The organism is Burkholderia sp. E168m23, assembly GCF_016586125.1.
GTDB lineage: Bacteria > Pseudomonadota > Gammaproteobacteria > Burkholderiales > Burkholderiaceae > Burkholderia > Burkholderia orbicola.
In genome coordinates, this window is sequence record NZ_BCPP01000087.1 from 1 (window position 1) to 12,385 (window position 12,385).

Annotated in this window: 15 protein-coding genes; 11 read left to right on the forward strand and 4 right to left on the reverse strand. The window is 64.7% G+C overall.

Annotation, left to right across the window (positions count from 1 at the left end; all coding sequences use genetic code 11):
- On the reverse strand, positions 1 to 517 hold a 517-nt coding region (locus JMF90_RS07275), incomplete at its 3' end, for a LysR family transcriptional regulator (RefSeq protein WP_201325008.1).
- Between the two features lie 117 nt (positions 518 to 634).
- Between JMF90_RS07275 and pobA the strand changes: the two genes are divergently transcribed.
- From pobA to JMF90_RS07310, 7 genes are all read left to right on the forward strand, one after another.
- Positions 635 to 1,867: a 4-hydroxybenzoate 3-monooxygenase gene (gene pobA, locus JMF90_RS07280; protein WP_011548711.1), complete on the forward strand. Its 1,233-nt coding sequence runs from the start codon at positions 635 to 637 to the stop codon at positions 1,865 to 1,867.
- Positions 1,868 to 2,011: 144 nt separating this feature from the next.
- A complete protein-coding gene (locus JMF90_RS07285) occupies positions 2,012 to 2,728 on the forward strand; it encodes a 3-oxoacid CoA-transferase subunit A (protein ID WP_011548710.1) in 717 nt (238 codons plus the stop codon).
- Between the two features lie 20 nt (positions 2,729 to 2,748).
- Positions 2,749 to 3,405, forward strand: coding sequence for a CoA transferase subunit B (locus JMF90_RS07290; RefSeq protein ID WP_006482308.1), 657 nt, complete (start codon positions 2,749 to 2,751; stop codon positions 3,403 to 3,405).
- 88 nt (positions 3,406 to 3,493) lie between these two features.
- Positions 3,494 to 4,852, forward strand: a complete 1,359-nt coding sequence (locus JMF90_RS07295) for a 3-carboxy-cis,cis-muconate cycloisomerase (protein ID WP_011694930.1) — start codon at positions 3,494 to 3,496, stop codon at positions 4,850 to 4,852.
- 16 nt (positions 4,853 to 4,868) lie between these two features.
- Positions 4,869 to 5,654, forward strand: coding sequence for a 3-oxoadipate enol-lactonase (gene pcaD, locus JMF90_RS07300; RefSeq protein WP_011548708.1), 786 nt, complete (start codon positions 4,869 to 4,871; stop codon positions 5,652 to 5,654).
- A 10-nt stretch (positions 5,655 to 5,664) separates the two neighbouring features.
- Complete coding sequence (gene pcaC / locus JMF90_RS07305) at positions 5,665 to 6,054, forward strand: 4-carboxymuconolactone decarboxylase (protein WP_011356714.1); 390 nt, start codon at positions 5,665 to 5,667, stop codon at positions 6,052 to 6,054.
- A 192-nt stretch (positions 6,055 to 6,246) separates the two neighbouring features.
- Complete coding sequence (locus tag JMF90_RS07310; protein ID WP_011548707.1) at positions 6,247 to 7,605, forward strand: MFS transporter; 1,359 nt, start codon at positions 6,247 to 6,249, stop codon at positions 7,603 to 7,605.
- A gap of 131 nt (positions 7,606 to 7,736) precedes the next feature.
- Here JMF90_RS07310 and JMF90_RS07315 read toward each other — a convergent pair whose 3' ends face one another.
- Positions 7,737 to 7,985 carry a hypothetical protein gene (locus JMF90_RS07315; protein WP_011548706.1) on the reverse strand — a complete coding sequence of 83 codons (249 nt, stop codon included), beginning with the start codon at positions 7,983 to 7,985 and terminating at the stop codon, positions 7,737 to 7,739.
- Positions 7,986 to 8,093: 108 nt separating this feature from the next.
- The gene (locus JMF90_RS07320; RefSeq protein WP_011548705.1) at positions 8,094 to 8,711 is read right to left on the reverse strand and encodes a LysE family translocator; all 618 of its coding nucleotides are present in this window, start codon (positions 8,709 to 8,711) and stop codon (positions 8,094 to 8,096) included.
- A 622-nt stretch (positions 8,712 to 9,333) separates the two neighbouring features.
- Between JMF90_RS07320 and JMF90_RS07325 the strand changes: the two genes are divergently transcribed.
- The 4 genes from JMF90_RS07325 (at position 9,334) to JMF90_RS07340 (ending at position 11,530) form a co-directional block, all read left to right on the forward strand.
- Positions 9,334 to 9,519, forward strand: a complete 186-nt coding sequence (locus JMF90_RS07325; protein WP_027790092.1) for a hypothetical protein — start codon at positions 9,334 to 9,336, stop codon at positions 9,517 to 9,519.
- Positions 9,520 to 9,786 carry a DUF1488 domain-containing protein gene (locus JMF90_RS07330; protein WP_011548704.1) on the forward strand — a complete coding sequence of 89 codons (267 nt, stop codon included), beginning with the start codon at positions 9,520 to 9,522 and terminating at the stop codon, positions 9,784 to 9,786.
- Between the two features lie 572 nt (positions 9,787 to 10,358).
- A complete protein-coding gene (locus JMF90_RS07335) occupies positions 10,359 to 11,090 on the forward strand; it encodes a Crp/Fnr family transcriptional regulator (RefSeq protein WP_006480091.1) in 732 nt (243 codons plus the stop codon).
- 230 nt (positions 11,091 to 11,320) lie between these two features.
- Positions 11,321 to 11,530, forward strand: a complete 210-nt coding sequence (locus JMF90_RS07340; RefSeq protein ID WP_226292381.1) for a hypothetical protein — start codon at positions 11,321 to 11,323, stop codon at positions 11,528 to 11,530.
- A 536-nt stretch (positions 11,531 to 12,066) separates the two neighbouring features.
- Here the strand turns inward: JMF90_RS07340 and JMF90_RS07345 are convergent.
- Positions 12,067 to 12,351 (reverse strand): hypothetical protein, encoded by a 285-nt coding sequence (locus JMF90_RS07345; protein ID WP_011548703.1) that lies wholly within the window; start codon positions 12,349 to 12,351, stop codon positions 12,067 to 12,069.
- Between the last annotated feature and the right edge of the window lie 34 nt (positions 12,352 to 12,385).

Below are 12,385 nucleotides of genomic sequence, written 5' to 3' on the forward strand. Positions count from 1 at the left end.
GGCAGACGAACCGGTGCGTGAACAGCCGCTGCTGGAAGAAGTTGTTGCCGTCGAGATCGGGGAAGTAGCCGACCGCGAGATCGATCGACCCGGCTTCGAGGCCGCGTCCGACTTCGTCGTGCGCGAGCGAGACCGAACGCAGGTTCGCGTGCGGCGCGTGCATCGCGAACGCCTGCAACAGCTTCGGCAGAAACACGATCTCGCCGACGTCCGACAGCGCGATCGAGAACGTATGCGTGCTCGCGGCCGGATCGAAGTCGTGCGGCGCGACGAGGCCGCGCTCGATCTGCGCGAGCGCGTCGCGGGCGGCCGGCAGCAGCGCCAGCGCGCGCGGCGTCGGCTCCATGCCGCGCGACGTGCGCACGAACAGCGGATCGCCGAAGTATTCGCGCAGCCGGCCGAGCGCCGTGCTCACGCGCGGCTGGCTCACGCCGAGCAGGTCGCCCGCCCGGCTCACGTTGCGCGTGTCGTCGAGCGCGACGAGGTAGGGAATCAGGTTCAGATCGAGCGTTTCCATGGCCGGGGCCGGTATCTCCAAAACGTATACAACATATCTCCTGAATCGCGTTGCCGCATAGTCGGGAAAGCGCTCAAATGTATTCCATTACTCGAACCAAAGTTCTGGAGACGAACAATGCGCACCCAAGTCGCGATCATCGGCGCCGGTCCGTCCGGCCTTCTGCTTTCCCACCTGCTGCGCCTGCAAGGCGTCGATTCCATCCTCGTCGAAGCGCGTTCCCGCGAATACTGCGAGAACCGCATCCGCGCCGGTGTGCTCGAGCAGGGCACGGTCGACACGCTGAACGAAGCCGGCCTCGGCGACCGGATGCGCCGCGAGGGGCTCGAACATCACGGCATCGAGCTGCTGTTCGACGGCCAGCGCCACCGCATCGACCTGTCCGAACTGACCGGCGGGCGCGCGATCACCGTCTATAGCCAGCACGAAGTCGTGCGCGACCTGATCGCGGCCGGCGTCGAGCACGGCCATCAGATGCACTTCGAAGTGAGCGACGTCGCGCTGCACGACGTCGAAAGCGAGCACCCGTTCGTCACGTTCAAGCACGCGGACGGCCGCGCGGACCGCATCGACTGCGATTACATCGCCGGCTGCGACGGTTTCCACGGCATCGCGCGCCAGACGATTCCCGCCGAGCGGCTGAACACGTTCGAGCGCGTCTACCCGTTCGCATGGCTCGGCATCCTCGCGGACGCGGCGCCGTCGCTCGACGAGCTCGTGTACGCACATCACGACAACGGCTTCGCGCTGTTCTCGATGCGCTCGCCGACGGTCACGCGCCTGTACCTGCAATGCAAGCCGGATGAAGACCTCGCCGCATGGTCCGACGCACGGATCTGGGACGAACTGCACACGCGCTTCTCGAACGACACCGGCTGGACGCCGACCGAGGGCCGGATCACGCAGAAGAGCGTGACGCCGATGCGCAGCTTCGTGTCGGAGACGATGCAGCACGGGCGCCTGTTCCTCGCCGGCGATGCCGCGCACATCGTGCCGCCGACCGGCGCGAAAGGGATGAACCTCGCGGTGGCCGACGTCCGCGCGCTGTCCCGCGCGCTCGGCGCGCGCTACCGGACGGGCGACGCGACGCCGCTCGAGCGCTATTCGGCGACCTGCCTCGAACGCGTGTGGCGCGCCGAGCACTTCTCGTACTTCATGACGAACATGCTGCATGCGTCGCCGGACGACTCGCCGTTCGTCAATCGCCTGAAGTTTGCCGAGCTGAAATACGTGACGCGCTCGCGGGCCGCCGCGCAGTCGCTCGCCGAAAACTACGTCGGTTTGCCGTTCGACGACGCGATGCCCCCCGAGGCAACCCGCCTTGACAACGCGCTGTGCGCGACTCTATGATCGGCCCATCGTTCGCTAATCGAATCTAGGTTCGAATGGCGAACAAAAGCCGGGGGTCGACGACGGCCTCCGGCGCGGCACGCGACACGCGCGTGTCCCCTCGACAGGCCGCGCACGAGCCGCGGGTTCGCATCAGGAAGAGACATGGTCAACAAGATTTTCGAATCGCTTCAGTCGGCGGTTGCCGACGTCCACGATGGCGCGACAATCATGATCGGCGGCTTCGGCACGGCCGGCATGCCGTCCGAGCTGATCGACGCGCTGATCGAACAGGGCGCGCGCGACCTGACGATCGTCAACAACAACGCGGGCAACGGCGAGACGGGTCTCGCGGCGCTCCTGAAGGCGAAGCAGGTGCGCAAGATCATCTGTTCGTTCCCGCGCCAGAGCGACTCGCAGGTATTCGACGCGCTGTACCGCGCGGGCGAGATCGAGCTGGAGCTCGTGCCGCAGGGCAACCTCGCGGAGCGCATCCGCGCGGCGGGCGCCGGCATCGGCGGCTTCTTCACGCCGACGGGCTACGGCACCAAGCTCGCGGAAGGCAAGGAAACGCGCGTGATCGACGGCAAGCCGTACGTGTTCGAGACGCCGATCCACGCCGATTTCGCGCTGGTGAAGGCGTACAAGGGCGATCGCTGGGGCAATCTCGTGTATCGCAAGACCGCGCGCAACTTCGGGCCGATCATGGCCAGCGCCGCGAAGGTCGCGATCGTCCAGGTGTCGGAAGTCGTGCCGCTCGGCGGGCTGAACCCGGAACACATCGTGACGCCGGGCATTTTCGTGCAGCGCATCGTCGAGGTGCCGCAGGCCGCGCACGCGGCCGAGCTGGCCGCCGAACGTGCTGCATCGCAAGCCGCCTGACCCACCTGGAGCAAACCGACATGAAACGACTGACCCGCGATGAAATGGCCAAGCGCGTCGCCCAGGACATCCCCGAAGGCGCGTACGTGAACCTCGGCATCGGCGTGCCGACGCTGGTGGCCAACCACCTCGACCCGAGCAAGGAGATCTTCCTGCACAGCGAGAACGGCCTGCTCGGCATGGGCCCGGCGCCCGCGCCCGGCGAGGAAGACGACGAACTGATCAACGCCGGCAAGCAGCACGTGACGCTGCTCACCGGCGGCGCGTACTTCCACCACTCGGATTCGTTCGCGATGATGCGCGGCGGCCACCTCGACTACTGCGTGCTCGGTGCGTTCCAGGTGTCGGCGAACGGCGACCTCGCGAACTGGCATACGGGCGCGCCCGATGCGATTCCGGCGGTCGGCGGCGCGATGGACCTCGCGATCGGTGCGAAGCAAGTGTTCGTGATGATGGAGCACCTGACGAAGCAGGGCGAGAGCAAGATCGTCGCGCAGTGCTCGTATCCGGTCACCGGCGTGCAATGCGTGAGCCGCATCTATACGGATCTCGCCGTGCTCGACGTGACGGCCGACGGCCTCGCGGTGAGCGAGATCTTCACCGATCTGTCGTTCGACGAGCTGCAGAAGCTGACCGGCGTGCCACTGATCGACGCGACGCAAAAGGCCGCCGCCTGAACGGCAAGCATGCCGGTGCGCGCATTCGAGCGCACGCCGGCACGCTTGGGTAGACAATAGGCGCACGCCGTTTCCCCATTCTGACGCCATGCTCGAAGACAGCGCCCGCCTGACCTCCCTGATTTGCGGCATCGAGCCGCTCAACCGGATCTGGTCGCCCCGCGCGACGATCCAGCGGATGCTCGACGTCGAGGCCGCCCTCGCGCGCGCGCTCGCCGCGCAGCAGGTGATTCCCGCCGCCGCGGTCGCGCCGATCGAACGTGCGTGCGACGCCGGCCGGCTCGACGCCGACGCGCTCGCGCACGGTGCGGCGCTCGGCGGCAATCTCGCGATTCCGCTCGTCAAGCAGCTCACCGCGCAAGTGAAGGTCGACGACCCCGAGGCCGCGAAGTTCGTGCATTGGGGCGCGACGAGCCAGGACATCATCGATACCGCGACCGTGCTGCAGTTGCGCGACACGCTCGACGTGCTCGAGCCGCTGCTCGACGAAGCCTGCGCGTCGCTCGCGGCGCTCGCGCGCACCCATCGCGCGACGCCGATGATCGGCCGCACGTGGCTGCAGCAGGCACTGCCGATCACGCTCGGCCTCAAATTCGCCCAATGGCTCGATGCGCTGCTGCGCCATCGCGCGCGTTTTGCCGAGCTGCGCGAGCGTGCGCTCGTGCTGCAGTTCGGCGGCGCGGCCGGCACGCTCGCGAGCCTGCGCGAGCATGCAGCCGGCGTGAGCGCCGCGCTCGCGGCCGACCTGAAGCTCGCGTTGCCCGCCGTGCCGTGGCATACGCAGCGCGACCGCATCGCGGAAGCCGCGTCGTGCTTCGGGATGCTGACCGGCACGCTCGGCAAGATCGCGCGCGACGTGTCGCTGCAGATGCAGACCGAAGTCGGCGAGCTCGGCGAACCGGCGGCTGCCGGCAAGGGTGGCTCGTCGACGATGCCGCACAAGCGCAACCCGGTCGGCTGCGCGGCCGTGCTGACGGCCGCCGTGCGTGCGCCGAACCTCGTCGCGACCGTGTTCGCGGGGATGGTGCAGGAGCATGAGCGTGCACTCGGCGGCTGGCAGGCCGAATGGGATGCGTTGCCCGATCTCGCGCGCCTGACGGGCGGCGCGCTCGCGCAGATCGCGCAGATCGTCGCGGGCCTCGACGTGAACACCGACCGCCTCGCCGCGAACCTCGACCTCACGCACGGGCTGATCCTCGGCGAAGCGGTGATGCTCGCGCTCGGCGATCGCATCGGCCGGCTCGATGCGCATCACGTCGTCGAGCATGCGTCGAAGGAAGCCGTGCGCACCGGGGCGACGCTGTTCGACGTGCTGGCCGCCGATGCGGCCGTGTCGGCGCACCTGTCGCGCGACGCGCTGGCGCGGCTGCTCGATCCCGCACATTACGTCGGCGAGGCGCAGGCCTATGTCGACGCCGTGCTCGCGCTGCACGCGGGTGCGAAATAACCAGGAGAACCTTGAGATGCCTTTCGCCACTGTCAACGGCGTGAAACTGCATTACCGGATCGACCGTGCCGCACGCGACGACGCGCCGTGGCTCGTTTTCTCGAACTCACTCGGCGCCGACCTGCAGATGTGGGCGCCGCAGATCCGCCCGCTCACGCAGCACTTCAACATCCTGCGCTACGACACGCGTGGTCACGGCCATTCCGACGCGCCGGCCGGTTCGTACACGATCGAGCAACTGGCGGGCGACGTGATCGGCCTGCTCGACCACGTCGGCATCGACTGCGCGCATTTCTGCGGCATCTCGATGGGCGGGTTGACGGGCGCCGCGCTCGCCGCGCGCTACCCGTCACGTATCGTGCGCGCGGTGCTGTCGAATACCGCCGCGAAGATCGGCTCGCCGGAAGTGTGGGCGCCGCGTGCGCAGAAGGCGCGCGCCGAAGGGATGGCCGCGCTCGCCGACGCCGTGCTGCCGCGCTGGTTCACCGACGCATTCGTCGAACGCGAGCCGCGCCTGTTCGATGCGATCCGCGACACCTTCGTGCATACCGACAAGGATGGCTATGCGGCGAACTGCGACGCGCTCAATGCGGCCGACCTGCGCGAGGAAGTGAAGGGCATCGCGTTGCCGGTGCTCGTCGTGACCGGCGCGAAGGACATGTCGACGCCGCCCGACCAGGGCCGCGCGCTTGCCGCCGCGATTCCCGGTGCGCTGCACGTCGAATTCGACGCCGCGCACATTTCGAACATCGAGTGCACCAGCGGTTTCAACCGCGCGTTGCTCGATTTCCTGACTGCGTGAGGCACCGGCGATGGACGACCAGGAACGTTATGAAGCAGGGATGAAGGTGCGTCGCGCGGTGCTCGGCGACGCGCACGTCGACCGTTCGATCGAGAACCGCACCGAGGTGACCGACGAATTCCAGAATCTGATCACGCGCTATGCATGGGGCGAGATCTGGACCCGCGACGGACTGCCGCGCCATACGCGCAGCCTGCTGACCATCGCGATGATGGTGGCGCTGAACCGCGGCGAGGAACTGGCGCTGCACCTGCGCGCCGCGCGCAACAACGGCGTGACGCGCGACGAGATCAAGGAAGTGCTGCTGCAGACCGCGATCTATTGCGGCGTGCCGGCCGCGAATTCCGCGTTCCATCTCGCGGACAAGATCTTCAAGGAACAGGATGGTGCTGCTGGTTAAGCGCCGGCAGTGATCCGATCGCGCGGCCCGCTGATGCTGGCGAGCCGTGACGATCAACGAACGCACCGGCAGCGAATCGGTGTGTGAACGAAGGAAAGGCGCGGCCACCAGGTCGCGCTTCTTGCATATATCAATGTTGGATGCGACCGATCGAGCGCTGACGCGCCCATTCGGCCGACAAGGAGACAAGCGATGAATCGCACACCCGTGGTCGATGTCCAGACCTTCATCAACGAGCAGCCGTTCGGCGGCTTTCAGTGGCTCGTGTTCCTCATGTGTTTCGTGATCGTGCTGCTCGACGGCTTCGATACGGCCGCGATCGGCTTCATCGCACCGTCGTTGCTGGGCGAATGGAACCTCACCAAGCCCGATCTCGCGCCCGTGTTGAGCGCCGCGCTGTTCGGCCTTGCGTGCGGCGCGCTCGTGTCGGGCCCGCTGTCCGACCGGCTCGGCCGCCGCTCGCTGCTGCTCGGCTCGGTGTTCCTGTTCGGCGTCGCGTGCCTGATGTCCGCGTTCTCGAACACGATCGGACACCTGACGATCCTGCGCTTCATCACGGGCGTCGGGCTCGGCGCCGCGATGCCGAACGCGGTCACGATGATGGGCGAATTCTGCCCGGACAAGCGTCGCGCGACCGTGATCAACCTCATGTTCTGCGGCTTTCCGCTGGGCGCCGCGTTCGGCGGGTTCCTCGCTGCGTGGATGATTCCGCATTTCGGCTGGCGCAGCGTGCTGATGCTGGGCGGCGTGACGCCGCTGCTGCTCGGCGTGTTGTTGCTGCTGAAGATGCCGGAATCGGTGCGCTTCATGGTCGCGAGCGGCCAGTCCATCGACAAGATCCGCGCCACGCTCTCGCGCATCTCGCGCGACGCGCTGAACGCCGGCTCGTTCGCATTGACCGAAGCCGCGCCGCAGACGGGCGGCAAGGGCCTCGGCGTCGTGCTGTCGCGTTCGTACATCGTCGGCTCGGTGATGCTGTGGCTCGCGTATTTCATGGGCCTCGTGATCTTCTACGCGTCGATCAACTGGATGCCGATCCTGCTGAAGGATGCGGGCCTGACGCCGAAGAGCGCGACGCTGATCTCGGCGCTGTTTCCGCTCGGCGGCGTGGGCGCCGTGCTGTGCGGCGTGCTGATGGACCGCTTCAACGCGAACCGCGTGATCGCCGTGTGCTATGCACTGACGGCGGTGAGCGTGTATGCGATCGGGCAGGCGGCCGGCAACGTCGGGTTGCTGGTGCTGGTCGTGTTCGTGGCCGGCGTGCTGATGAATACCGCGCAATCGTCGATGCCGGCGCTGGCCGCCGCGTTCTATCCGACCGAAGGGCGCGGCACGGGTGTCGCGTGGATGCTCGGCGTCGGCCGTTTCGGCGGGATCGCCGGGTCGTTCCTCGTCGCCGAACTGACGCGCCGGCATTTCTCGTTTGCGGGTGTGTTCGCGACGATCGCCGTCGCGGGCGTGCTCGCGTGTGTCGCGCTGCTGATCAAACAGATGGCGCGGCCGCATGGCGTGGCGCAGCCGGCAGGCAAGATCGAGTCGCTCGGGCATTGAGCGACGGGCGGGCCGGTGCGTAGCGCCGGCTCCGTGCAGGATCGATTCAGGCCGGTCGCGAGCGGAGCGACCGGCGCACGACAGCAGACCGGGCCGCCTTCGCGGCCCGTCAATATTTCGGCCGTCGCACCTTACTCCTCCGCGTCGTGCTCCTTGACGAAGTTGCGCAGATACGCGCGCAGCGCGGCTTCCCGGCCGCGATGATCGTCGTGGTTCGCGGCGCCCATGCCTTCCTCGTCGCCGAACAGCGTCGGCGGCGCGCAGTAAGTGCCGACTTCGATGTTCTCGCGCAGCACGCGGATATCGTGCGTGAGCGGGTGATACTCGGCGATCCAGTGCATGCCTTCGATGTGCTCGCCCGCTCTCAGCATTGGCTTCATCGGCAATCTCCATGCAGAGCAGCGGTGCAACCGCCGAAGCGGCTGCACGCGCCCGTACCGAAAGGGTACGCCTGCATCACGTGAAGCTCAACGGGCGCTTGTGAGCGCTTACTGCGGCAGCAAATGGGCGACGAGCGGATACAGCGACAGAATCAGCAGCACGGCCATCGTCACGTTGAAGAGGCGCAGCGCGCGGGGATTCGACAGGAAGCGCCGCAGGCCGAGGCCGAACGCGGCCCACAGGCAGATGCACGGGAAGCCGATCAGGATGAACACGACGGACATCCATGCGGCGTTCATCCCGTAGTCGGCGGACAGCCGGATCGTCGTCGCGGCGGTCAGCACCATCATCCACGCCTTCGGATTGACCCACTGGAACGCGGCGGCTTCGATGAACGTCATCGGCCGCGGCTTGGCGCCGTGCGCCTTCACTTCGCCCGACGTGCCGATGCGCCACGCGAGGTACAACAGGTACGCGACGCTCGCGGCTTCGAGGATCGTGTACAGCAGCAGCAGGCGCTTGAACGCTTCGCCGAGGCCGAAGCCGACGCACAGCATCAGGATCGCGACGCCGATGCTGATGCCGAACAGGTGCGGCATCGTGCGGCGGAAACCGAAGTTGACGCCGGATGCGAGCAACATCGTGTTGTTCGGGCCGGGCGTGATCGATGTGACGAGCGCGAACAGCATGCCGGCGGGCAGCGCGCTGAGGGTGAGGAATTCCATCGCGGATTCTCCATTCGGTTCTAGGCTGGGATGGAGATCAGTTTAGCGACGGTTTTCTGTACAGTACCGGTACAGTTGTGTTGTCGATTGCCGGTACGGGGATGTTGAATCACTTTGTGCGTACGAAAGGGGTGTTGGTTCTCAGAAAAGATGTCCGCAGTCTCAATAAGTTGTCTTTGAATAAATAGCGATTTTTTGATGGGACTGCGCGTGATACGCGTTTCAATTGAAAAAAAGAAGCGTAAAAGTCAATGACTTGGCGAATCTGGGCAATGTCGGATCGATGGCTTCTTCACATCGATTGTGAGGGCTTGTCCCGGGGCCGTCGCGAGACCTGTCGTCTGTGCCGGTGTGGCCCGCGGATGCTTGGGTATTGGCGTCACCCACTGGGAAGATATTCGGTTACTATCACCACGACGATCCTGTGCGCGAACGTCGAAGCTGCGAACTTCGCGCGTCAACCGAGCCTCCCTCTGAGGTTTGATCCGCCAGTTCCGTGCGCGAGAGATGCCGTCGGCGGCAAGCCTGCGGGTCGTCGTCCGGTCCTCGTATAGGGCGGCCGACGACGAAATTCAGTCACCGCGACGGTCCTGAAATTTGAAATTCTCTTTTGGGAACCGGTATGCCTAAGCAAACCGCACTGAAGCCAGCCACGCCCGCCAGCCACAGCGATTACGTTGACGTGAAAAAGGCGCGCGCCTTGGCACTGAAGCGTGCGGACAGCGAGCGTGCCGAGAAGCGGCGCGAAAATGACGCCCGCATCGATGTCAACGCGAGCAAGTGGCGTTATATCTGTCAGGAGAGTTAGATGGCGAATAGCACCGTGACGCTCAACTTTCCGAATCCCAGTCGCTCCTACGACGCTTCCAGACACTGTGTGTGTTTCTGGGGCTACGACAATTCTCGCGAGATTACCTTTCTGGTCGACGATGCGATGCTGGCGAAACTGAACTCCGACATGGATTCTGGCGAGCCCGCCTTGCTTGCGGCCTTCGACCGCAATCGCGACCGGATTCTTGGACTCGCCCGAAACCTTTACAAGGGAGGGCCCCAGAACCGGTACACGATCTCGTGAGGTCGGCCCCCGTTTGCACGCGTACCCTACGTGCGTCTTCTTTCTGACCTGCACTCGCCGCGTGTGCGGGTATTCCGGGGCTGAGAGGGGGCATGGATCGGTCGAAGGATGCGCTGCTTGATTGTCCGAACGCTGCAAGCACCGTCTCGACTTCTGCACTCCTGGCCCTGGGGGACTCGACTGGACAACCCAGCCGGATCATCCGCTTCGGGTATTTCACGGCGCACCGCGCGTTGCTCTGCCGTCAGCCGCGGACACCCTGGCCACGTGCTACAACGCGTTACGCTGCGGCACCTTGTCGCCCACGCAGGGATTCGATCTGTCCCATTTAGCAATCCTGTCCGAACTCTCGCTCTGCCTGTTGGCGTGGAAATCCGATGGCGCCCAGCGGTGGGCATTGCGGTGCAACCCTTCGAGCGGAAATCTGCATCCGACCGAGGGCTATCTTCTATATCCAGCTCTGCCCGGCTTCTCGCGCAACGTCTGCTTCGCGAGTTCAAGTCTCAAGCCGATGACGCTTCGTGTCGTTGGGGCGTCTTGGGTAGAGGCTGCAGCCACTGGAGGAGTGACATATGTCGGGTCAGCCATCCATGATCGAAAATCATCTGCTGGCAGCATTACCGGTAGAAGATCTGGCGCATATTTCGCCGCAGCTCGTGCTGGTCGACATGCCGTTGGGAAAGGTGCTGTACGAGTCGGGTGGTGCGCTCAGTCACGTCTATTTTCCGACGACGTCCATCGTGTCGCTGTTGTACGTGATGGAAGACGGTTCGTCAGCCGAAATTGCCATCGTCGGCAACGACGGGTTGATCGGCATCGCGCTATTCATGGGGGGCGAAACAACCCCGAGCCGCGCGATCGTCCAAAGCGCGGGACACGCTTACCGACTCGATGCGCGCATCCTGAAAGACGAGTTCCGTCGAGGCGGTTCGATGCAGCGGCTGTTGCTACGCTACACCCAGGCGCTCATCACACAGATGGCGCAAACAGCCGTATGCAATCGCCATCATTCGATCGATCAGCAGCTCTGTCGGTGGCTCCTGCTCAGCCTCGATCGCCTGCCATCGAGCGAACTGAAAATGACGCAGGAACTGATCGCCAACATGCTCGGTGTCCGCCGGTCGGGCGTGACGGAAGCTGCACTGAAACTTCAGGATGCCGGGTTGATCCGGTACAACTATGGGCACATCGAGGTATTGGATCGCTCCGGGCTCGAGAAGCGCGTGTGCGAATGCTACGGCGTGGTCAGGCGAGAATTCGACCGCCTGCTCCCTGATTTGAAGCGCCTTGAGAAACGACGCTGATGCCAGACCCGCATCCATGCCATCCCGCCCGTACGGCAGCGTACCGACTTCAGACGCTCGCACGCGCAGGCTGACTCATGACGCACGGACTGCAGATCGGCCGCAGACTTCATCGAGATGTAACCGCCGTGATCGAAGTGGGCCGTCGCGATCCGTATCGCTTGCGCAGTTTTATCGCGACTCGGGCGGCGCGAGCCAATCAATGACGAAACCGGGGTTGTGGAGGGAGCATGTTGATGAACGATTGCCCGAAATGGGAAAAAAACGTGAAGGACGAGCAACAAGAACAGGCGGAGGCACGAGCGACCGACGATGGAATGCCCGCGGTTCACCCGGAGCGGCAGAGAAGCCGTGCCCATTCGTGGAAAGCCGTTACACCCAGGCAACGTATTTCCGATCCAAGGAAACGTCTGGGCATGGGTTTTCTGCCGAACCTATAGCGCATGTGTAGCAAAACTCCTCGCTCTCAAACAGAACGTGGAGCCGCCCCAGCAAGGCGGAACTCGAAGCCGGCCAAGCGCCGGCTATTTACTTTGCCGCGTCGTTCGTGAAGACAAACGGCGCATGCATCACTTTCCCGCATCGGTGAAGCGACGCAACCCGGGCAGATGAATCCGCTGAGTCGCGTTCGGCAGCTACGCCAACACAAGTTCGTGGCTGGAGGACCGCAACGCTGGGTGGCCAATTCCTTTCGTACATTCGGCCACCAACGCTTCGCGGCTCATATGGCGCGATTTCGCCGCTGCATCGATCTTTTCGACGAGCTGCTTGGGGAGACATGGCAAGACCAGCACCGAACACGATGTCGGCCGGGCGATATCAATGAACCTCCAGATGCAAAATTGGTGCCGCCACGCGGAGCAAAGCGATGTCACCGCCATCGACGATTTTTCGGACTGAATGCCTTCGCAAACAGACCTCGTTTCGAATAGGCTGATGAGCTCGCCGTCCGCAAGGAATGCGTACGTTGGTGCAGTCAGAGAGCAGCCAGTAACCGGAGTTGATGTTCGCTTTCGGCCCCGCGAACCAGTGCGTAGGCCCGCATCTCCGTGCGCTCAAGGAGCGAAATGGATTCCGAACCGGAAAAGTCGCTCCATGCGTCGTCCTCGATCGAGGTCGGCGCGCCGCGGGTTCTCGCGAACGCCCGCAGGAGGGGGCTTGCCGCGCGGCGCAGCACGTGGCGGTCAGCGTTCAGAACATACGGTGGGCCGTCAGTCCGTAAGACGAGGTAGTACGGAATCGCATTGCAATCACTTTGCATGGTGGCGATACCGGTGAGGAAGAATGCGTGCGTT

What these genes read in the sequence shown, in the direction of transcription:
- pobA (WP_011548711.1), top strand. Translation starts at nt 635, where the DNA reads ATGCGCACCCAAGTCGCGATCATCGGCGCCGGTCCGTCCGGCCTTCTG.
- JMF90_RS07285 (WP_011548710.1), top strand. Translation starts at nt 2,012, where the DNA reads ATGGTCAACAAGATTTTCGAATCGCTTCAGTCGGCGGTTGCCGACGTC.
- JMF90_RS07290 (WP_006482308.1), top strand. Translation starts at nt 2,749, where the DNA reads ATGAAACGACTGACCCGCGATGAAATGGCCAAGCGCGTCGCCCAGGAC.
- JMF90_RS07295 (WP_011694930.1), top strand. Translation starts at nt 3,494, where the DNA reads ATGCTCGAAGACAGCGCCCGCCTGACCTCCCTGATTTGCGGCATCGAG.
- pcaD (WP_011548708.1), top strand. Translation starts at nt 4,869, where the DNA reads ATGCCTTTCGCCACTGTCAACGGCGTGAAACTGCATTACCGGATCGAC.
- pcaC (WP_011356714.1), top strand. Translation starts at nt 5,665, where the DNA reads ATGGACGACCAGGAACGTTATGAAGCAGGGATGAAGGTGCGTCGCGCG.
- JMF90_RS07310 (WP_011548707.1), top strand. Translation starts at nt 6,247, where the DNA reads ATGAATCGCACACCCGTGGTCGATGTCCAGACCTTCATCAACGAGCAG.
- JMF90_RS07315 (WP_011548706.1), bottom strand. Translation starts at nt 7,985, where the DNA reads ATGAAGCCAATGCTGAGAGCGGGCGAGCACATCGAAGGCATGCACTGG.
- JMF90_RS07320 (WP_011548705.1), bottom strand. Translation starts at nt 8,711, where the DNA reads ATGGAATTCCTCACCCTCAGCGCGCTGCCCGCCGGCATGCTGTTCGCG.
- JMF90_RS07325 (WP_027790092.1), top strand. Translation starts at nt 9,334, where the DNA reads ATGCCTAAGCAAACCGCACTGAAGCCAGCCACGCCCGCCAGCCACAGC.
- JMF90_RS07330 (WP_011548704.1), top strand. Translation starts at nt 9,520, where the DNA reads ATGGCGAATAGCACCGTGACGCTCAACTTTCCGAATCCCAGTCGCTCC.
- JMF90_RS07335 (WP_006480091.1), top strand. Translation starts at nt 10,359, where the DNA reads ATGTCGGGTCAGCCATCCATGATCGAAAATCATCTGCTGGCAGCATTA.
- JMF90_RS07340 (WP_226292381.1), top strand. Translation starts at nt 11,321, where the DNA reads ATGTTGATGAACGATTGCCCGAAATGGGAAAAAAACGTGAAGGACGAG.
- JMF90_RS07345 (WP_011548703.1), bottom strand. Translation starts at nt 12,351, where the DNA reads ATGCAAAGTGATTGCAATGCGATTCCGTACTACCTCGTCTTACGGACT.